The organism is Rhodospirillales bacterium RIFCSPLOWO2_02_FULL_58_16 (assembly GCA_001830425.1).
In the GTDB taxonomy this organism is placed as follows: domain Bacteria; phylum Pseudomonadota; class Alphaproteobacteria; order Rhodospirillales; family 2-02-FULL-58-16; genus 2-02-FULL-58-16.
On the sequence record MIAA01000029.1, the window covers coordinates 37,696 to 58,408 of the forward strand.

The window sequence follows — 20,713 nt, forward strand, 5'->3', positions numbered from 1 at the left end:
TTATGCCTCCTCCCTTTCCCGGCAAAGAGCAAATCCTTGAGTTCATCAACGACAGTCCCGGCAAGGTCGGCAAGCGGGAGATTGCGCGAGCCTTTCATCTGACTCCCGGACAGCGGATTCGGCTGAAGCAGGCATTGCGCGAGCTGGAAGACGAGGGGGCGCTGGGCCGCAAGCAAAATCGGCGCTATTTCGCAGGCAAGCTGCCGACGGTGGCGGTGCTGGAAGTGTCGGGAACCGACCTGGACGGCGAGGTAATGGCCAGGCCGCTCAACTGGGAGGGAGAGGGCGAACCGCCGCTTATCTACATGGCGCCCGAAAAGCGCGGGCATCCGGCGCTGGGGATCGGGGACAAGGCGCTGGCCCGGCTTTCACGGTCAGGCGGCGCTTATGAGGCGCAGGTGATCCGCCGCATATCTTCGGCTCCTTCAATGGTGCTGGGAGTTTACGCCGTTGACGGCAAGCAGGGCCGGATCAGGTCAACCGACCGCCGCGCCAGGAATGATCTGATGGTGGCCGCAGAGGACGCCAAGGGCGCCGTGCGGGGCGATCTGGTGCGCGCCGAGGTGCTGCCCGGCCGTCGGTCGGGGCTTCAGAGGGCGCGGGTGGTGGAGCGCATTGCCGCCGCCGGACCCAAGGCGGTCAGCCTGATCGCCCTGCATGATCACGGCATCCCCACCGAATTCACCGCCGCCGCCGTCAAACAGGCGAATGCCGCCGGGCCGACGGCGCTCGGCAAGCGCGAGGATTTGCGTAACCTGCCGCTGGTTACCATCGACGGCTCCGACGCCAGGGATTTCGATGACGCGGTGTGGGCCGAGCCGGACTCCGCTCCCGCCAATCCGGGCGGCTGGCGGCTTGTCGTCGCCATCGCCGATGTGTCCTGGTATGTGCGCCCCGGCGACGCCCTGGACAAGTGCGCCTATGAGCGCGGCAACTCGGCATATTTCCCCGACCGGGTAGTGCCTATGTTGCCCGAGGCCCTGTCCAACGGCTGGTGCTCGCTGGTTCCGGGCGAAGATCGGCCTTGTCTGGCCTGTCATATGACCATCGACGCCGGCGGTAATCTGCGCTCCTCGCGGTTTGCGCGGGGCCTTATGAAATCCGCAGCCCGCCTTACCTACGAGCAGGTTCAGCAGGCCCGCGACGGCGTTCCTGATCAGGTGACGGCGGAACTGCTGGAGACGGTCATCACGCCCCTGTACGGAGCCTACGGGCGCCTTCTCAAGGCGCGTGAGGAACGAGGGGTGCTTGAACTGGACCTGCCCGAGCGCCGGGTGATCATCGGCGATGACGGTCAGGTTATCGACATCAAGCTCCGTCCCCGCTTTGACAGCCACAAGCTGATCGAGGAATTCATGATCGCCGCCAACGTCGCCGCCGCCCTAACCCTGACCAAGGGCCGGCTGCCCTGCATGTACCGCGTCCATGACGAGCCTTCGCCGGAAAAAGTCGAGGACCTGCGCCAATTCCTCTCCACCATCGGCATCAATCTGGCCAAGGCGCAGGTCATCAAGCCGATGGTTTTCAACCGCATATTGCAAAAGGCTGCCGTCGCCGGGAGCGTAACCATGGTCTCGGAAGTGGTGCTGCGCGCCCAGGCCCGCGCCGAATACTCGCCGACCAACATCGGCCACTTCGGACTGGCGTTGAAAAATTACTGCCACTTCACCTCGCCTATCCGCCGCTACTCGGACCTGCTGGTGCATCGCGCTTTGATCTCGGAACTCAATCTGGGCGAGGGCGGGCTTCAGGACCCCGGCGACTTCGCCGCTATCGGCGCGCACCTCGGCGATACCGAGCGTCGGGCGGCGGCGGCGGAGCGCGACTCCGTCGATCGCTTCACCGCCGGCTTCCTGGCCGAGCGCATCGGCGCCCGCTTCAGCGGCCGCATCAACGGCGTCACCCGCTTCGGCCTGTTTGTCACCCTTGACGACACCGGCGCCGACGGATTGGTCCCCGTCAGATCGCTGCCCGGCGGACGCTATCAACACGACGAGGCCCGTCATATGCTGCGCGAGGTCCGGGGGAAACGCCAATTCCACATCGGCGAGGCGATAGAAGTAACCCTGGTCGAGGCCAACCCGGTCACCGGCGGCATGATCATGCATCCGGTAGAGAGCAACGGCTACGCCGGCCCGAATAAGAAAGAAAAGCGCGGCGCCGCCCCATCCAAAGGCCGCCGCCGGTAGTGTCTCAGAAAGCTAAAACATGCGCTTATGGTCGCGGGAGCCGTGAATAACGCGCAAGACCACTATGCCGTCCGGCAAGGGACGATAGAACACCACATAGTTACCATGCGGAAAACTGCGCAAACCCTCTTTGATCTCCGAACGATCACGACCGGCGAGCGGGTTCTCCGCCAATAGATGGAGCGTGCCTTGAATTTCCGCCACAAATGAAAAACCGCGACTGGGATTATCGCGGGCGATATATTCGGCGATGCCGTCCATGTCTGCAATTGCAGATGGTCTAAATATCAGACGCGACGTCGGTTAATTCAGGATATTTTGCGATGAGATTACGGCGGATTTCACCAAAAGCCTCATCCCCGTCCACACAATCGCCGCTTCCTTCCGCTTCATCAATGAGACGGCGAAGCTCTTCAAGCTTGACCATCTCCTTATCATCGAGAATAGTCACAAATACATGTTGTTTGCCTGAGGCGCCGGATCTGGCTATTTCCTCGGGTAGTTTCTCAACGGTGCTTTCAATCCTGGTGCTCATGCGTTTATTTTAGATGCTTAGCCATCTTCGGGCAAATGCAAATTATGGGTCCGCCGCCGGACAGGTTGAATTTTCCGGCAAAATAGTGGAAAATTACAGGCATGGATCGGTTATTGGAATTTCACCGGCGTTTTGCGCCGGTGCTTGTGCTCGTTGTGGCCGTCGCCTGCGCGCCGACGCCTGCGCCGCCGGGCGCCGACGAAGCGCCTTTCGCCGGAGATGATGCTGCGGATGTCTTCGCCGCCGGCTACGGCTCTGTCGCCGACAAGTACATCGAAAAGATACTGCCGTCCTCGCTGGCGCTGGAGGGCATGCGCGGCCTTGCCTCTATTGATCCCGAATTGTCGGTGACCCGCTCCGGCGATCTCATAGTTCTGGCTTCTTCCGATGAGAAAACAGCCGACTTCCCGGCGCCCGCCGATAACGACGTGCCGGGCTGGGCGGCGTTGACCGCCGGCGTGGTCGAGGCCGGACGCAAGGCGTCGAATGAGCTGCGGACGGCATCGCCGGAAAAAATCTACGAGGCGGTTTTCGACGGGGCGCTCTCCAACCTGGATATTTTCTCGCGCTATGCCGGGGCCGAGGAAGCCGGTAAAAACCGGGCGCGGCGCGAAGGATTCGGCGGCGCCGGCATCACCGTTGACGTCAACGTCAAAGACGGCGTCGTCCGGGTGAAATCGGTAACGCCCGGCGCTCCCGCCTTCCTCGCCGGCGTCAAGCCGGGAGACCGCATAACCCATGTCGGCGACGTGTCCGTTACCGGCCTCGGCAGCGCTGACATCAACAATCAATTGCAGGGACAAATTCATTCCGTGGTGACCATTACCGTGCTTCGCGACGGCGCGGCCGGCCCTGTCGAATTCGTATTGGAGCGAACCCATATAATCCCTCCCACCGTCATTTACGGCTATAAAAAGGGCTTGGTCTTTCTCAAGATCACCGGCTTCAACCAGAACACCGCCGCGTCTCTGAGCGACAAACTCGGAAAGGCGCTCCGCGAGCATGGCGGCGAAATCAAGGGGCTGGTGCTGGATATGCGCGGCAATCCCGGCGGACTTCTCAAAGAAGCAATAAAGGCCGCCGATCTGTTCCTGCGGCGCGGCGATATCGTCAATACGGTGGGCCGCCATCCCCACAGCATCCAGCACTACAAAGCCGACGGCGATGATATGGCCAACGGCCTTCCGCTGGCGGTGCTGATGGACGGCAAATCGGCTTCGTCCGCCGAAGTATTGGCCGCCGCCTTGCAGGATCACGGACGCGCTGTCATCATCGGCACCTCCTCTTACGGCAAGGGAACGGTGCAAACGGTTATCAAGCTACCCAACGGCGGCGAGATCACTCTTACCTGGTCACGATTAATCGCTCCCTCCGGGTATGCCCTGCACGGCCTCGGCGTCCTGCCGGCCGTATGCACCAGCGGTCGGAAAGCCGGCGGGAAATCGGCCATCCTCGATCCGATAGAAAAGAGCAAGACCGCCACGGCCATGGAGGATTGGCGCAAAGCGTCTCCCGACGATGCGTCGCGCCGCGAAAAGTTGCATTCGTCCTGCCCGGCGGAGCGGCGCACTCAGGCTCTTGAGGTTGACGTGGCGCGCCGGTTGCTTCTGGACAACTCCCTTTATGAAAGCGCCCTGGACCTTACGGCGCTCATCGCCGAGGCCGCCGGCGACGCCAAGAACCCTTGACAGCGCCGCCGTGGCCTGTATGTTTCGCCGCCTGAGATTATAAAACTTCTTTGAAGAGGGTCGAGCCATGGCCAAATCGGCTACCATCCAGATCAAGCTGATCAGCACAGCCGATACCGGGTTCTATTATGTGACCAAAAAGAACCCCCGCACGTCTACCGAAAAGTTTCAGTTCAAGAAGTATGATCCGGTAGTGCGCAAGCATGTGATGTTCAAGGAAGCAAAGATAAAGTAGTATCAGCGGCCGCAAAAAATGACTCTGAAAAATCCTCCCCCTTGGTTTAAGGGGGAGTTAGCGCGTCAGGATTGATTAGGATCACCTGCGTTACGAATTACCGTCATTGCGACCGTGAGCGTCAGCGACACGGGAAGCAATCCAGTGGCGGTGAATGCTCCCTGGATTGCTTCGTCTTGCTTAGTCGCTTCGCTTCTCGCAATCCTCGCAAAGACGGGAAGGCGCGGCTCACAGCGGCCTTGAGCGATTGCAATCAATCCTGACGCGCTATAGGGGGTCGTTGCGGCAACCTCCCCTGACCCCTCCTTGGTAAGGAGGGGAAAGTCTCTGAAAATCCCGTCAGGACTCCATAACGACACGGTTGCGGCCCTGCTCCTTGGCTTTGTACAGGGCTTGGTCGGCGCGTTCGAGAAGACCCTTGGGAGTGCATGTCCTGTCTCTGGTTTCGCTGATGCCGATGCTGACGGTGATGTTTGCCGCGCCTTTTTCGCTTTTTGTCTCAAAGGCGGATTCGGCGATGGTTTCACGCAACCGTTCGGCCACCGTAAAGGCCGTGTCGATGGAAGTGTCGGGCATAACCACCACGAATTCCTCGCCGCCGTAACGGGCCGCCATATGGAACCCGCGTATATTGTTGGCGATGCGCGACGCCACCTCGCAAAGCACCTCATCACCCGCCCCATGGCCATGTTGATCATTGACCTGCTTGAAATGGTCGATGTCGATCATCATCAGGGAAACCGGCTTGCCGCTGTCGGCCATGCGCCTCATCACCGCGTCCAGATGAGTGGACAGATAGCGCCTGTTATGCAGGCCGGTAAGGCCGTCGATAAGGGCCAGCGACACGGTATGCAGGAAGTTGTCATGAAGACAGTCCTGGTAGCGCTTGCGGCGGACCTGGGTGCGCACGCGGGCCAGCAACTCCTGATGATCAAGGGGACGGGAAAGGTAATCATTGACCCCCAGTTCCATGGCCTTGATCAACAACCCTATATTCTCCTCGTCGCCGATCAGGATAATGGGAAGCAGGCGGGTCTCCGTGCGTGAGCGCAATTGCGACGCCAGACGCAGAGGAGCCTCGCCGTCGGCGGAAACACTGACGATCAGCACTTCGGCCCCGGCCTCGGCCACCTTGTCGGCAACGTCTTTGGCGTCGGCGACTACGGTGACGCGATGGCTGTCTTTTTCCAGGGCGTCCTTGATGTTGGCGGTCTGAACGGAGCCGCTGTCCACCAGAACGATATGCGCCCCGCCGATATCGCCGGGCATATGTCCGTTTGTCGAGGGGAAACCGAGGTCCCTCGTGGTTTCTTCGCGCATCCGCCACTGGTCAAGCACCTGCTTCACCCTCACCAGCGATCCGATCCTGGCGAAAAGCCTTGCATCGCCCACCGGCTTGGTCAGGAAATCATCGGCGCCGCAATCCAGGCCCTTCACCCGGTCGATGGTTTTGCTCAATGCCGTCACCATTACTACCGGGATATGGGATGTCTTGGGGTTTGCCTTGATGCGCCGGCACACGTCAAAGCCGTCCATGCCCGGCATCATGACGTCCAGCAGCACCAGATCGGGGTCATGCTCGTTAACGATTTTAAGAGCCTCAGCCCCGCTGCCCGCCGTCAGAACCTCGTAGTAAGCGCCGTTCAACTTTGCCGCCAGCACCTTGACGCTGGTGAATATATCGTCAACGACGAGGATGCGCGCCGACATGGACGACCCCTACGTAAAAAATAAATCTGTCAGGACGTGAATTTGACGACGGTTTCCAGGAAAACGCCTACCGAAATAGGTTTGGCGATATAGCCGTTGCATCCGCCGTCGCGGATTTTTTCTTCATCGCCCTTCATGGCGAAGGCGGTTACCGCAATAACCGGGATATGCTTGAGGGCGCCATCCGCCTTGAGAATTCTGGTAACTTCAAGCCCGGATATCTCCGGCAACTGAATGTCCATAAGGATAAGATCGGGAAGGTGCTCTTTGGCCAATTTCAAGGCGTCGCGGCCGTTGCTGGTTTGCACCGTATTGAAGCCATGGGCCTGAAGCAGATCGTTGAAAAGCTTCATGTTCAGTTCGTTGTCTTCAACGATCAAGATTGTCTTCGCCATCATTTATTCCTCGATTCCCGATACGACCCCTGCTGATGATGGATGATTCATCCGACCGAGTCAAACGACACATTGCCATCCCTTGTCATGATCCGGTCAGATTATTGTGTTATGACCAGCCGATGTTTGTCCGTGACCGTTTCACAACCTTTTGCTCTGCGAACAGAATCATCGGTCTCGGGTTCTGTCTGGCGGTTGCCGTCGGCGGCCTCTTTGGAGTCTGCTCGAATGCCGCCGCCCAGGATAGCGGCAAAGCGTCTGCCGCATCGGCTTCGCAAGGGGACAAAAGCTCGCTCAAGACCGCCCGCAACGCTCTTGACGGCGGGCAATTCGGGGAAGCCGCCGAGATTCTGAGAAAACTCGCCGACAAGGGCAACGCCGACGCCCAGACATTGCTCGGCGACCTTTACCTGACCGGGCGAGGCGTTCCGGCGAATAATTCGATGACCTGGCACTGGTACAAGCGCGCCGCCGTGCAGGGCGACGCCGCCGCCCAGTACAAAATCGGCTATATGTACCAGAACGGCATCGGAATTCCCGCCGACCCCAAGGCCGCCATCGAATGGTACGGCCACGCCGCCAAGCAGAAACTCCCGGCGGCTCAAATCAAGCTGGCCCAGCTTCTCAAATCAAAACATGGTCCTTTCTATCCCGATATGCTGAAGTTGCTGGGGAAAATTGCCCCACGCAATCCAAGAGCGGCGCTCATCCTGGAAAAAATCGCCGCCACGGGCAGCGCAACCGCCCTGAATATCCTCAAGGAACTGCCCTACTCCATCAGGAGATTGAACGGCGCTCCCCCTCCCTCGTTCGGCGACGCCGCCGATAAAGCCATTGCCGATTTCCTGAACGGCGACCACAAGATGGCGCTGGAAACTTTCACCGCTCTGGCAAACGCCGACAAAGCCGAGGGCTTTTTCGGCCTCGGAATCATGTATAGCGCCGGGGCCGGGTTGCCGCCCGATTACGCCAAGGCGGCAGAGAATTATCGCAAGGCCGCCGACAAGGGAAATGCCGCCGCCCAGTCCTCCCTGGGACGACTTTATCTTGAAGGCAGGGGCGTGCCCAAGGACAATACCGAGGCATTAAAATGGCTTATCATGTCCGCCAAGCAAGGCGACTCCGGCGCCGTGAACGCCTTGGGCCTCATGCAATGGGAGGGCCTCGGCGTCCCCAAGAACTACGATGAGGCAATCAACAACTTCCGGGTCGCCGCCAAGGAAGGAAACGCCGCCGCCTTCAGCAATATCGCCAAGGCGTATACTTACGGCAAGGGCGTCCCCAAGGACTTCATCCAGGCCCACCTTTGGCTCAACCTCGCCATAAACCAGGGCGATGAATCGGCGTTAGAGGCGCGCTCCAAGCTGGAGACGCGATTGTCTTCCGGGCAGATTGCCGAAGCCGAATGGCTTTACCTGGAAAAGATGAAACCGGAACCGGCAGCCGTCGCCGCCATCGAAAAAATAGACGTCGGCAACGCTACGCCCAAGCAACTGACCAGCCTCGGCATCAGGCGCCAGTACGGACGCGACGTTCCCCAAAGCGACGTTGAAGCGGTGAAACTGTACCGCGCCGCCGCCGATCAGGGATACGCCAAGGCGCAAAGCAACCTTGCCTACATGTACAAGACCGGGCGGGGGGTCGATCAGAACCCTATAGAGGCGGCAAGGCTGTACCGTCTGGCCGCCGAGCAGGGGTACGCCAAGGCCCAGAAAAACATCGGCATCATGCACCAGTTCGGAAAGGGCATCCCCAAGGACGACACCGAGGCGGTGAAGTGGTATCGCATGGCCGCCGAACAGGGGGACGCCAAATCCCAGAACAACCTTGCCTTCATGTACCGATCCGGGCGCGGCGTTGAAAAAAACTACAAGGAAGCGGAGAAGTGGTATCGTCTGGCCGCCGAGCAGGGACACGCCAAGGCGCAAAAGAGCCTCGGCGTCTTTTACCAGTTCGGACGCGGCGTTAAAAAAGACAATGCCGAGGCGGCGAAGTGGTACGCCCTGGCCGCCGAACAGGGAAACGCCAAGGCCCAGGGCGATCTCGCCTTCATGTACAAGTTCGGCCTGGGCGTCTCCAGGGATTATGAAACTGCGGTCAAGTGGTTCAAAAAGGCCGCCGACCGGAAAGACGCTCGCGGCCAAAAAGGCCTTGCCGACATGTACCTTGAAGGCAAGGGCGTCGAACGCGATTTTGCCAAGGCGGTTGACCTGTACCTGATGGCGATCGACCAGAATTACGCCAAAGCCCAGGAAACCCTCGACGACATGATCAAGAAAAGGCTGGGCGCGCCGAAAGATTATGAGAAAGCGGCGGATTTATACCGTGCGGCGGCGGATGCGGGAAAGGCCAAGGCCCAGAACACCCTCGGCTTGATGTACGGATACGGGCTGGGCGTCGATAAGAACTTCGAGGCGTCCGAAAAATGGCTCCTTCTGGCGAGCAAACAGGGGAACGCCGAGGCCAAGAGCAATCTTGCCGATCTAAAAAACAGAAAGACGAAGGGTACCTTCTGATGCCCGTAACCGACCCGCCGAAAATCGTAAAATTTTCAAAGTATCGGAATCTGTCCGATTTCACCAGGGACCTGTTGTCCGGCGCCGCCGGCGTAACGGCGGTCGAGTATGTGGTTATCATCTGCTTTACCGCCGCCATGGCCATCATCTCATGGGGCTATCTCGGCGGCAATCTCCAGACCTTGTTCACCAACGTCGGCTGTTATCTTACCGGAAGCGCCAATTGTTCAACCGGCGACGAAGAAGATGACGCCGTCGTCGCCGCCGCCGCCGAATCAGACGAAAGCGACGACGACGAGGATGATTCCGATAACCAGGGCGACGACGAAGACGACTCCGACGAAGATAACGGCGACGACGGCGGAGACGATGAGGAGGAGGACTAAGCGATCTTCCTGTCGATCATCCTGTTGAAGGCGCCGGTAACATTCTGAAGGTATGGAGTCAGGTAAGGGAACTTGCGGGCATGGCCGAAATGATGGCGCATCGCCGGATTTAGTTCAAAAATCAAAATCCTTCCATCGTCCATGATGTCGAAGTCGATGCCGAAATAATCAAGCCCGACCGGCTTATACAGCCCTTTAAGACATTCGTATTGATCGTGTCCGATATAGTTCCTGCCGTCGGCCAGGAATGATTTTTCATCCTCCATCATCCATTCATTTTGCGTCATAATTTTTGCCCTGTTTTCGCCATGCACGTTCCATGTGGTGTCGATATGGCAAACAACGGGGTACAGTTGACCATCGACGCAGAAGAACCTCATCTTCCTGAAGAAGCTGCCGAGGAGCAAACTTTCCACATATTGGATAACGTATAATTCCTTCGCCTGCCCCCCCTTCACATAGGCCGTCAAGTGATGGGGGGCCGTTATCATCGAGAATGTTCTTCCGGTCTGGCTACCGGGTTCCCTGACCAGAAACGGATAGGCGAAACCGTTTTCCTCAACGGCTTTTATCAGCGCCCCGCCGTCCGCGCCGTCCGTCGCCAGGCGGACGGTTTTGGGGAAGACGATGCCGTCGATCCCGCCGAGCCGTCGGTAATTTCTGTCCCTGGAGGTTTCCGCCACCTTGTCGGGGTGGTTGATGAGCGGAACATTCCCCTTGCGGCGAAGAAATTCCGCCAGCGCCGTCAGCGAGTTAAGTTCCACATCCGGGTCGGCTATGGAGTTGATGATGATGTCGAATTCGGGAATATCATCGCAAGACAGGATATTATTATCCTGAACAAGGAAATTAATGGTCTCGTATCTGTCCATGTCGGTCAGGTGCGTATCCGAGAAATTGCCGCCGGAAAGCTTGATCTTGTATTGCCCCTTGCTGTTCCTGCCCAAGGTGTAACGGCTATTGTCGATGCCCCTGACCCGTAATATGCGGGCCGTCGGCTCTTTTCTGCATTTCTTGACGATAAATGGTTTTCGGCGAACGCCCTCGCCGAGAATCGATGCCGCCGCCTCCGTCTCTCCGCGATAAAAGCGGATCGCCGACAGGAAGATATGCGCCATGGTGTTGTCCGGTTCTGTTTCCAGAACCTTAAGACATGCCGCCGCAGCCTCGTCGAATTCCCCTTTTCCGATCAGGGCGCCCGTCGAATTATTATAGAACTCGGCATCGCCGTAAGCGGGCGAAGCGTCAGTTGTTGTTTTGTCCTGATCGGTCATGATTCCACTCTATCCGATTGCAATGTCCCCGTTAAACAGGCAACATTTACGCCATGATAATCCGCTCGGAGCCGCACGTTAAAATGCCCGCCGCAAAAAATCGGATCAAGGCGCTGGTTCTGCTCATGGCCGTCGCCGCCATGCCGGCCTGGGGCGCATCCGCCGCCGATCCGCCCCCGCAGGAAAACAGCGAAGCCGCCGCAGCCGCCAAGGCCGCCAAGGCGCTGGAGGAAGTGCAGGGCGCCCTGGCCGGCGGCGACGACAAAAAAATCGCCAGAAACCTGGAAGCCCTGGCTAAATCCGGCAACGCCAAAGCCCAGGCCATGATCGGCGATCTCTACCTTGAAGGCAAAGGCGTCGAGGCAAACAACTCAATGGCATGGCACTGGTACAAACGCGCCGCCGAGAACGAGGACGCAGAAGGACAGTTCAAGCTCGCAGAATTGTACCGCCTGGGCGTAGGCGTCCCCTTCAGTCTGGCCGGCGCCGCAGAATGGTACGCCAAGGCCGCCGAAAAAGATCACCTTAAGGCGCAAAAGCACCTCGGCCTGCTCTATGCGGGGAAGTTCGGCAGTTCCAAGGTGGATAAAAAGAAGGCGGAGGAATGGCTGGACATGGCCGCCAAGAAGGGAGATGTCGAGGCGGAGCAAGCCCTCGATGAATTGTACGACAGCGGTTATGAGTCGCCTTTCAGACAAGGCCGGACCCTTTCCGTTGACGAAGCCGATATTGATACCGATGTCGGATTTATCCACATGGTCATCACCAACGCCATAAACGCCATGATCCCGCCGAACGCGACCATGAAAATGAACGGGCCGGTGCGCGTCGCGGAAGAGGACCAGGGCTGGTTCGCCGTTTCCATCCCGGATTTCGCGTTCGTCAGGAGTGACGGCTCCGGCGTTTCTTTTGCCGAATCCGGTTTAAAGATCAAGCCGGAAGACGGCAATATCAAGGACGCACACGCCTACAGGGTCAACGTGACCCTGCCGGCGCGGATACGGGCGACCATGGTTGATATGAATAATAGCCGGAAACTGGTCATAACCCACAACCAGAAACGATTTAACGGCCTGTGGCATCCCGAAAGCAATCGCTTCGCCGAGGCCGATATCGAACTGACGAATATATTGATCAAGGAACCGGAAAAATCGCTGACCGTCGCCGCCGACCGTTTTGTGATTGCCGGCAACCGGAAGGGAGCCTCCCCCGGAACATCGGGCGGCGTCTACCGTATGGGAATCGCCAAAATTGCCGTCACCACTCCCGGCGTCAGATTGGCGTCTCTGGAATCAATGGAAATAACCGGCAACATCGGGGGCTTTGATGACAAAGCCTTTACCGACAACATCAGGCTGATTTCTCAAAACGCCATGCCCAAGACGACGTCCCGCCTTAGTCCCGACGCATCAAGGGAACTGACAAAAAAGATGGCGCTGACGGCGTTGCGCGCGGCGCCGAATATGGGAGTTGATCTGAAACTGGTCAACCTGGAAATCAACGATGATAAAGGCAAGTCTGTCGGATCGCTGGGCGGCCTGAACTTCTCCGCCGCATGGGGGCTGGAGATGCCTTACGCCGCCCTCTCCCTCGCCTATGCCCACAACAACCTGAAAGCCGCCGACAGCCGATCACAGGCCGTCGCCCCTCACGACGCCGCCGTCAGCATCAAGGTCGAGCGCTTGCCGATCGAGGCGGTTTTGGAGGCATTGTTTGATCGGCAATCATTTTCTACCGCCGGCATCCGCAGTCTGTCGGCGCAGGCGGGAACCAAAATCATCGCCAGGGCCGATATGAACGCCGTCAAGGCCGGCCTCACCCTGGACGGTCTGCTGAAAGCCGACGCCGCGTCCGTCTACGGCGTTTCGGGAGGCTTCGATCTCGCGGTCAAAGGAATCGACAAAATCAAGGAAGCGGCGACCAAGGACCCCAAAAATGTAGAGCCGATTTTTCTGTTGCTCACGAATATGTTATCCGATCTGGCGGTTGCCGGACCCGGCCCCGACGGCGATGATACGGCCAGGTTCCACATCGACATAACCGCCGACGGGAAGGTTCTGATCAACGGAAATGACATGGCGACGGCTGCCGCCAACAAGTAATGCCGAAGGTTATTAACGGTGCCCCCTATAGCATTAGAAGACGAAGTAGTATAACTCACGCAAAGACGCTAAGACGCCAAGAAAGACAAAATGGAGAATGGGTATTAAGGAAGTTTTCTTCCTGCTTTTTCTTTTTTCTATCCTCCTCTGTGTCTCTGAGCCTCTGTTGTCATGCTTATTTCAGGGGTCAACCATTAATGGCCGATGGCATAAGCGCGTCATGACAGGGAGATGGTTCTTTCGGGCGGGAAGAGTACGGTCACCGTAGTGCCCTTGCCGATTTCGCTTTCGATTTCCAGGCGTCCGCCATGCAGTTCGGCAAGGCGATTCGACAAGGACAGCCCAAGCCCGGTCCCTTCGTGGGTGCGGGTCATGACGTCGTCCACCTGCCCGAACGGCTTCAGCACCATGGGGATATCTTCGGCGGCAATGCCGCATCCGGTGTCGCTGACGCGCAGGGCAACGGCGCCGTTATCATTAACCTCGGCGTCAACGATTACCCGCCCGTGCGGAAGATTGAATTTAATCGCATTGGACAGCAGGTTAAGGAGAATTTGTTTGACCCTGGTCTCGTCGGCAAGCAAGGGCGGAAGATCTTCGGACATTTCCAGAAGCAGGGTGATTTGACTGCTGTCGGCTGATTTCTGCATCAGCCTCATGCAAGGGACGGCCATCCTGAGGAGGTTGAACTTCTTTTCATCCAGGGCGAGGGTGCCTTTTTCCAGCTTGGAAATATCCAGAATGTCCGAGATAACATTAAGAAGGTGCTGGCCGGCATTGCGGATATCGGTCGCATAATCTTTGTATTTGTCCGAAAGCGTCCCGAACATCTCGTTTTTCATCATTTCGGAAAAGCCGATGATGCCGTTCAGAGGGGTGCGCAACTCATGGCTCATACTTGCCAGAAACCGGGACTTGGCGTAGTTGGCGAGTTCGGCCTCGTCCTTTGCTTTTTTGAGGTCGCGAGTCCTTTCCTCGACGCGAAGCTCCAGTTCAATATTGGCCTGCCTGAGAGCCTCCTCGGCGTATTCGCGCTCGATGATCTGATGATGCAGGTCATGGGTTCTTTCCTCGACGCGAAGCTCCAGCTCGTCATGGGCCGTACGCAGTTGATCCGCAGCTTTCTTGCGCTCGGAGATATCGTTGATGACGGCGCTGAAATAGGACCTTCCTCCTGATTGCCAGGCGGTTAACGACAGTTCTATGGGAACCTCATGGCCGTTTTTATGCAATCCTGACAACTCGACGGTTTTGCCGACAATGCGGTATTGCCCGGTGCCGACCGCCCGCGCCATGCCCGCCAGATGCGCCTCCCTGTACCGTTCAGGGATAAGGCGGATCAGGGGTTGACCGATGATTTCACCGGCGCTGTAGCCGAACGCTTTCTCCGCTCCGGGATTCCATGTAGTGACGTTCCCGTTGTCGTTAATGGAAACGATCATCGCTACGGCGGACGTCTGGCAGATTGAGCGGAATTTTTCCTCGCTTTCCTCAAGATCGGTTGCCGCCGCCTCTCTCTGCCGTTCGTAACGCCGGAATATGAAAGCGACGGCGACGGCAAAGGCAATGACGCCGACTCCCAGCATGACGGACAGCAAAACAAACTTGTTCAGTTTGTCGGAGACTATTACCTGAAGCTCCGCTTCAAGCAGCTCCGATTGCTCGACGACATGGTTGAAGTGCAGACCGAATTCCTGGTCGCCGGCGCTTCCAATGGCGTTAGCCTGGGGGGTCAGTTCACGCCGTCGACCGATCCCTTCGATCTCCCCTATGTGGTGAACGATTTCAGTGACCAGCGCCCTCAGGGAGGGGGCGTCAAGGGGAACATAGACAACCCCTTTTCTAACGCCGCCTTCAAGCATGGCGTCGGCATACCATTTTGCATCGGCTAAATGCGACCAAACGTCCTCGCTTTTGACCGACGGGTCGCCCTGGATCATTTCATCGAGCCGCAGGTGAAACAGCGCGATCTCGGCCTTGATCTCTTGGCTGGCGTTGATCATCGAGCCGATTTGCCGGGAGATGGCGGTTCCCGCTCCGGTTAATGTGCCGAGGACAACGATAATAATGACCGCCGTCACGGCGGCGGCTATGATCGGGTTCCGTTTTCGTGAAAATAGTCTCTTGCTCGCCATGCTTTGCAAATATCCCGAAAAGGCGCCGCCGAACGGCTGATCATAATTCATTTTCGGTTGACATGATAGCCTCGCCTGCCTTCGACTCGCTACGATATGGGATATGAAAGGAGATAGTTGTTGCGCACGGCATTATTGATCGTCGTTTTTCTTTTAGCCGCCGGGTCGCCCGCCGAAACGGCGGAGCAGCCGGAATTGTCCATGCCCATCGACTGCGATCCCGGCGAGACATGCTGGATCGTCAACTATATCGACCATGATCCGGGCGAGGGCGCCCGCGACTATGCCTGCGGCAACGTAACCTACGACGGCCACAACGGCGCCGACATCGCCATTGAGAATAATGCCGTCATGCGCAGGGGCGTTGCCGTGCTTGCCGCCGCTCCGGGCGTCGTCATCGGTTACCGGGACAGGATGGAAGACATCGACTATCACAAGATCGGCGGACGCAAGGCAATCAAGGGAGACGAATGCGGCAACAGCGTTCTCATCGATCACGGCGGCGGCTGGGAGAGCAAGTACTGCCACCTTCGCCTCGGCAGCGTTACGGTGCGCAACGGCGACAAGGTAAAGCGTGCGCAGAAGATCGGGCTGGTCGGACATTCCGGCCTGTCATCGTTCACCCATCTGCATATATCGGTTCGCCGCCAAGACCTGCCCGTCGATCCCTTCATCGGCCTTGAGCGTTCGCAGGAATGCGGGCCGGGGGCCTCTCCCTTGTGGGACAAACCGTCGCTGGACAGGCTGGCTTATCGCACCGGCAGTATTTATTCCGCCGGGTTTGCCGGCAGGGACCCCGAAATGGAAATGATGGTCGAAGGCGACCTGGCCCGGACGGTTCTGCCGCGCCTGACGCCCGCCCTGATGTTTTGGGCGGGGGTGTTCAGGGTCAAGGCCGGGGATCGCATCAATCTGAAAATCTTTGCCCCGGACGGAACGCTGCTCAAGGAAAAGACCTCCACCGTCAACGAGGACCGGTTTCGACGCTTTGTTTTCACCGGCGTCCACCCCGGCAAGCAGCCCCTGGCCGTCGGCGAGTATAAAGGAGAAGTCCGCTTGTTCCGCGACGACGCCGATCATCCGCAGCAAATCGTAAAGCGCTCCCTTACGGTTCGCTGATTTTATTCTTGCGATGTTCTTCGCCGTCGAAGTCCAATTCCCATTTGCGGCGCCGGTCAGGGCCGGTGAAGACGCTGCTTTCGACGAAAGGGCGCGGCCGATCAATGGCGGCATGCATCCGGCTGACCAGCATCTCAAGTGAAAAAGGCTTGGCGAGAAACTCGCTGACCCCGGCATTGCGGGCCATTTGCACATGGGACGCATCGGCGAACGATGTAATCAGGATGATCGGCACCTCGTGAATGGAAATATCCTTGCCGGTGCGAACGGTTCGCGTGAACTCAACGCCGTCAATACCCGGCATTTCAAAGTCGGTGATGATAAGATTCGGCCAGAATCCGCTTTTTATGGCCGCCAGGGCGTCGGCGCCGTCTTTCGCCTCACGAACTTCCCTGACCGATAATTCATGCAGCATTCCGAGCAATATTCTGCATATGAATCCGCTGTCATCGACGATCAGCACGCGCAGATTTTTGAAAGGTTTATCGTCCGGTTTCGCCATATCAGGTTCCCTTGTGGACATACGCCGTCGCAATAAATCGTATCGATACCAAAATATCAAGAGGGACAGATTGATAACAGGCATTAATTGGCGTAGAATGGAACTTGCGCGTTTAGACTTTACCCAGCCGGAGGATCCCTCACATGTCTGACAAATTAGACGAAAAAATTCGTTATCGCGCCTACACGCTATGGGAGGCCGACGGTTCTCCCGAAGGCAGGGAGATGGACTATTGGCTGAAAGCGGAGAATGAAATCAAATCGGGCATGGTCCGCGCCTCCGGACCCAAGGCCGCAACGAAGAAGAAAGCTCCGGCCCGGAAAAAAATAAAGTAATGATTATAAAAAAGGGAGGGATTTATTAATGAACAAGGGACAGTTCCTGGGCTTGGCCGTCATGGTTGCCCTGGCCGGCGGATCGGCGTCGGCCGGCGCCCCCGACGTCAAGGACGGCGTCGAGGTCTACAATAAGCGGTGCAAGGCCTGTCATGCGATAAAAGCCGGCGACCACAAGAACGGTCCTTCCCTGGCCGGCGTTTTCGGAAAAAACGCCGCCTCGACGGAATTTCCCAAGTACCTGGGACTCAAGAATAAAAAGGATGTCGTATGGAACGAGGCGAATCTGGATGCTTATCTCACCGATCCGACCAAGTTTGTCGGCGAGAAAACCATGGTTTTCAAGCTGACAAAGGCCGAGGAACGCGCCGCCGTTATCGAGTATCTGAAGACGTTAAAATAATCATCGCCGTAGGCATAAGGTAGTCGGGGGAAAACGCGGCCATGAAGAAGTTCACCGCCAAGTCACATTTTTACCGCCTGGCGGCGGTGGCAGCCATTGCCTTGGTCGCTTTTCTGGTGATCAAGGCGTGGGCCGTGCCGTCCAGTTGGGTTGATGCGGACGGCAACTGGTATCGCGGCGCCTCCCTTGATGAAATGCTGGAACAGCCTTTAATCTACGGAGGCAACGAGTCCTGCGTGGAATGTCATAAGGAACAGCACGACGACGTCGGTCAACACGCGCACAAGGCGTTGTCGTGCGAGTCCTGCCACGGCTCTCTCGCCGACCATGCCCAGGAGGGCAAAAAGATCGCCGACGCCAAGGTCGAAACCACATCCTCGTGGCAGTGTCTTAACTGCCATGATCGACGCATTACCAAGCCCAAGGACTTCCCGCAATTCGACGGGGTAAAAATCATGGAGCATACGGATATGCACAATCAGATGCACAATGAAAAGCCCAAGGAAAATGAGGACGTCATGCTATGCACCACCTGCCATAACGCCCACGACCCGAAACCATGACGGACCAAAACCCGAATAAGTTTGAATTTTCCGATCCGGCCGTCGCCGATTATGACGCCCGGCGGGAATTCCTGAAACATGTGCTTGCCGGAACGGCGGCGGCCACCGTCCTTATGGTGTTCGGACCCGGCGCCGCCGCCCACGGCCCGGAAAGCCCGACCTACAAGAGTCTTGCCAAGGTAAAGCACCGCTACGCTTATGTGATCGACGTCAACAAATGTATCGGCTGCGGCAACTGCGTGCGCGCCTGCAAACGGGAAAACAGCGTTCCCGCCGAATTCTTTCGGACCTGGGTCGAACGCTACATTATTAAACGGGAGGGCGTTTACGTCGATTCCCCCAACGGCGCCCTTGAGGGGTTCGAGCGCGTCAATGAGATTTACCGCAATGACGTCATCAACGCCATGACCGTTCCTAAAATGTGTAATCACTGCCACAATCCGCCATGCGTCCAGGTCTGTCCTGTCGGCGCCACCTTCAAGTCGCCGGAAGGATTCGTCCTGATCGATAACGGCTATTGTCTGGCCTGCGGCTACTGCGTCCAGGCATGTCCCTACGCCGCCCGCTTCATCAATCCGGTCAAGAAGAAATCCGACAAGTGCACCTGGTGCTATCACCGGGTGATGAAGGGCAAGCTGCCCGCCTGCGTCACCGTCTGCCCGCAAAAGGCCAGGATTTTCGGCGACCTCAAGGACCAGGAAAGCGAGGTGACCAAGATTTTCGCTGCGGATCAGTGGATGATCCTCAAGCCGGAGATGAATACCGATCCGACCTGTTTTTATGTCGGCCTGCCGAGGGAGGTTATCTGATGGAAGAGTTATTGCCCGCCGGGGCGTTGGTGAACTACATCTTCCCCAATAACGCCCATGTCACATGGTCGATCATGATCGTCATCTATCCCTATATCACGGGGCTGGTGGCCGGCGCCTTCGTTGTTTCCTCCATGTATCATGTGTTCGAGGTCAAGGAGTTCAAGCCGGTCGCCAACATGGCGCTGGTGGCGGCGTTCAGCTTCGGCCTGTTCGCCGGTCTGCCGTTGCTGGTTCATCTCGGACAGCCGCAGCGATTCTACCAGATATACACCACGCCTCACCTGACCTCGGCGATGAGCATATTCGGCTACGTTTATTCCAGCTATCTGGTCCTGCTGATGCTCGAAATATGGATGATTTACCGCAAGGTCTTCATCGGGAAATACCGGGAGACCGGCGGCAAGGGCCTGATGGGGCTGATCTGGTATATCCTGTGTCTGGGCGTCACTGAATACTTTCCGTCCTCGGCAAACAGCGACCGCAAATTCACCAAATTCCTGGCCGGCATCGGCATTCCATGGGCTTGCCTGCTTCACGGCTATGTCGGGTTCGTCTTCGGCTCGGTCAAGGCCATCGCCTGGTGGGCGACGCCGTTGCAGCCGTTCATTTTCCTGTCCTCCGCCATCGTCAGCGGCATGGCCATACTCTTTCTTATGTACAGCTTCATCACCTGGAACAAAGGATGGAAGTATGATTACCATATGACCAAGAAGCTGATGATCACGTTGTGGATCGCCTTTATCATCGACTACGCGATGGAAGTGCTTGAGCTGTCGTTTTTTGTTTATGAACAGGGCCTCCACTGGAAGACCATCAAACCGCTGCTGGATGGACCTCTGTTCGGTTATTATGTGCTGGGGCAGATGGGGTTTCTTTCGCTCGGCCCCGTTCTGGTGCTGGGCATAGTTTCACTTCTCGACATTCGGGGAAAGGCGTTGATCTATCTCTCGAATTTCGCCTGCCTGATGCTGGTGTTCCAGGTTCTGGTCATGCGGTTCAACGTGGTGGTCGGCGGCCAGTTGATCTCGAAATCGGATCGCGGATACGTTGCTTATCATTGGGAGTTGATCGGCAAGGAAGGCATCCTGACGGCGGTGATCATCCTGTCGATGCCCTTTGTCGTTTATTACGTTATCGGCCGCTTCATTCCCGTTCTAACCGACCCCGGCCAAGAGAAGGCCACCGGCCATCATTGACGTAACGCCGTCCCTACGGTTAAATGCGCTACGGCATTGCGCGGACCTATGTTCAAACGCTCAAACGGAGGAAAGATTCGATGATTACCCATAGATTTTTAGGCCCGCTGGTTGCGAGCGCCGCGTTGCTGCTCACCGGAACGTGGTCATCAAATGCGCGGGCGGATGATGCCAGCTTCAAGCATGAAGCCCATCCCATCCTGCTGTTCTACTGCGCCTCGTGCCATACGCCGCCTAACGGCGAGGGCTTTGAAAAAAGCGGCCTGGACATAACGACGTATGAATCGATCATGAAAGGCACCAAGCTCGGCCCGATCATCGTTCCGGGGGATGCGTTCTCCAGCAACATGATGGTCCTTATCGAGGGACGGGCGTCCAAGCAACTCAAGATGCCTCATAACGACCAGGAACTGTCGAAGTGGGAAAAGACCATCCTCAGGCGCTGGATCAACCGGGGCGCCAAAAACGATTGAACATCGGCCTTAATCATTGACCTATGACGGCCCCCCACTTTCCCCTCCTTACGAAGAAGGGGAGGTTGTTGCCGATACTGTTTTATAAACCACATAGCGTAATTCCGGTGGTCACTCTCCCGAGCCTATAATGCGGGGTCGCGCA

20 protein-coding genes are annotated in these 20,713 nt (G+C 57.5%); 13 read left to right on the forward strand and 7 right to left on the reverse strand.

The window, feature by feature from the left end; genetic code table 11:
* Positions 1-2 precede the first annotated feature (2 nt).
* The gene (locus A3H92_11440; GenBank protein OHC74686.1) at positions 3-2,189 is read left to right on the forward strand and encodes a ribonuclease R; all 2,187 of its coding nucleotides are present in this window, start codon (positions 3-5) and stop codon (positions 2,187-2,189) included.
* A 12-nt stretch (positions 2,190-2,201) separates the two neighbouring features.
* Here A3H92_11440 and A3H92_11445 read toward each other — a convergent pair whose 3' ends face one another.
* The gene (locus A3H92_11445; protein OHC74687.1) at positions 2,202-2,450 is read right to left on the reverse strand and encodes a hypothetical protein; all 249 of its coding nucleotides are present in this window, start codon (positions 2,448-2,450) and stop codon (positions 2,202-2,204) included.
* 19 nt (positions 2,451-2,469) lie between these two features.
* Positions 2,470-2,724: a hypothetical protein gene (locus tag A3H92_11450; GenBank protein ID OHC74688.1), complete on the reverse strand. Its 255-nt coding sequence runs from the start codon at positions 2,722-2,724 to the stop codon at positions 2,470-2,472.
* 101 nt (positions 2,725-2,825) lie between these two features.
* Between A3H92_11450 and A3H92_11455 the strand changes: the two genes are divergently transcribed.
* Together A3H92_11455 and A3H92_11460 are read left to right on the forward strand one after the other, a co-directional pair.
* Entirely contained in the window at positions 2,826-4,412 is a 1,587-nt protein-coding gene (locus A3H92_11455; GenBank protein OHC74689.1) for a hypothetical protein, read from the forward strand.
* A gap of 67 nt (positions 4,413-4,479) precedes the next feature.
* Entirely contained in the window at positions 4,480-4,647 is a 168-nt protein-coding gene (locus A3H92_11460) for a 50S ribosomal protein L33 (GenBank protein ID OHC74690.1), read from the forward strand.
* Positions 4,648-4,986: 339 nt separating this feature from the next.
* On the opposite strand, the gene A3H92_11465 is transcribed toward A3H92_11460, so the two are convergent.
* Positions 4,987-6,357, reverse strand: coding sequence for a PleD family two-component system response regulator (locus A3H92_11465; GenBank protein ID OHC74691.1), 1,371 nt, complete (start codon positions 6,355-6,357; stop codon positions 4,987-4,989).
* Positions 6,358-6,386: 29 nt separating this feature from the next.
* Positions 6,387-6,752, reverse strand: a complete 366-nt coding sequence (locus A3H92_11470; GenBank protein OHC74707.1) for a two-component system response regulator — start codon at positions 6,750-6,752, stop codon at positions 6,387-6,389.
* A gap of 35 nt (positions 6,753-6,787) precedes the next feature.
* Between A3H92_11470 and A3H92_11475 the strand changes: the two genes are divergently transcribed.
* Both A3H92_11475 and A3H92_11480 read left to right on the forward strand, forming a co-directional pair.
* A complete protein-coding gene (locus A3H92_11475) occupies positions 6,788-9,268 on the forward strand; it encodes a hypothetical protein (protein ID OHC74692.1) in 2,481 nt (826 codons plus the stop codon).
* Positions 9,268-9,654 carry a hypothetical protein gene (locus tag A3H92_11480; protein OHC74693.1) on the forward strand — a complete coding sequence of 129 codons (387 nt, stop codon included), beginning with the start codon at positions 9,268-9,270 and terminating at the stop codon, positions 9,652-9,654. The genes A3H92_11475 and A3H92_11480 overlap by 1 nt, the downstream gene beginning before the upstream one ends.
* On the opposite strand, the gene A3H92_11485 is transcribed toward A3H92_11480, so the two are convergent.
* Entirely contained in the window at positions 9,651-10,928 is a 1,278-nt protein-coding gene (locus A3H92_11485; protein OHC74694.1) for a hypothetical protein, read from the reverse strand. The genes A3H92_11480 and A3H92_11485 overlap by 4 nt on opposite strands.
* A gap of 53 nt (positions 10,929-10,981) precedes the next feature.
* Here A3H92_11485 and A3H92_11490 point away from each other — a divergent pair, with 53 nt between their 5' ends.
* Entirely contained in the window at positions 10,982-13,030 is a 2,049-nt protein-coding gene (locus A3H92_11490; protein OHC74695.1) for a hypothetical protein, read from the forward strand.
* Positions 13,031-13,248: 218 nt separating this feature from the next.
* Here the strand turns inward: A3H92_11490 and A3H92_11495 are convergent, their stop codons facing one another.
* On the reverse strand, positions 13,249-15,216 hold the full coding sequence (locus tag A3H92_11495) for a hypothetical protein (protein ID OHC74696.1): 1,968 nt from the start codon (positions 15,214-15,216) through the stop codon (positions 13,249-13,251).
* Positions 15,217-15,282: 66 nt separating this feature from the next.
* Between A3H92_11495 and A3H92_11500 the strand changes: the two genes are divergently transcribed.
* Positions 15,283-16,284, forward strand: coding sequence for a hypothetical protein (locus A3H92_11500; GenBank protein ID OHC74697.1), 1,002 nt, complete (start codon positions 15,283-15,285; stop codon positions 16,282-16,284).
* Here the strand turns inward: A3H92_11500 and A3H92_11505 are convergent.
* The gene (locus A3H92_11505; protein OHC74698.1) at positions 16,271-16,786 is read right to left on the reverse strand and encodes a hypothetical protein; all 516 of its coding nucleotides are present in this window, start codon (positions 16,784-16,786) and stop codon (positions 16,271-16,273) included. The genes A3H92_11500 and A3H92_11505 overlap by 14 nt on opposite strands.
* Positions 16,787-16,929: 143 nt before the next feature.
* On the opposite strand from A3H92_11505, the gene A3H92_11510 reads away from it, so the two are divergent.
* The 6 genes from A3H92_11510 (at position 16,930) to A3H92_11535 (ending at position 20,568) form a co-directional block, all read left to right on the forward strand.
* On the forward strand, positions 16,930-17,121 hold the full coding sequence (locus A3H92_11510) for a hypothetical protein (GenBank protein ID OHC74699.1): 192 nt from the start codon (positions 16,930-16,932) through the stop codon (positions 17,119-17,121).
* 28 nt (positions 17,122-17,149) lie between these two features.
* Positions 17,150-17,524: a hypothetical protein gene (locus tag A3H92_11515; protein OHC74700.1), complete on the forward strand. Its 375-nt coding sequence runs from the start codon at positions 17,150-17,152 to the stop codon at positions 17,522-17,524.
* Positions 17,525-17,565: 41 nt separating this feature from the next.
* Positions 17,566-18,087 carry a hypothetical protein gene (locus tag A3H92_11520; protein ID OHC74701.1) on the forward strand — a complete coding sequence of 174 codons (522 nt, stop codon included), beginning with the start codon at positions 17,566-17,568 and terminating at the stop codon, positions 18,085-18,087.
* A 113-nt stretch (positions 18,088-18,200) separates the two neighbouring features.
* Positions 18,201-18,896 carry a hypothetical protein gene (locus A3H92_11525; protein OHC74708.1) on the forward strand — a complete coding sequence of 232 codons (696 nt, stop codon included), beginning with the start codon at positions 18,201-18,203 and terminating at the stop codon, positions 18,894-18,896.
* Positions 18,896-20,095 (forward strand): hypothetical protein, encoded by a 1,200-nt coding sequence (locus tag A3H92_11530; GenBank protein OHC74702.1) that lies wholly within the window; start codon positions 18,896-18,898, stop codon positions 20,093-20,095. The genes A3H92_11525 and A3H92_11530 overlap by 1 nt, the downstream gene beginning before the upstream one ends.
* An 80-nt stretch (positions 20,096-20,175) precedes the next feature.
* Positions 20,176-20,568, forward strand: a complete 393-nt coding sequence (locus A3H92_11535) for a hypothetical protein (GenBank protein ID OHC74709.1) — start codon at positions 20,176-20,178, stop codon at positions 20,566-20,568.
* Positions 20,569-20,713: the final 145 nt, after the last annotated feature.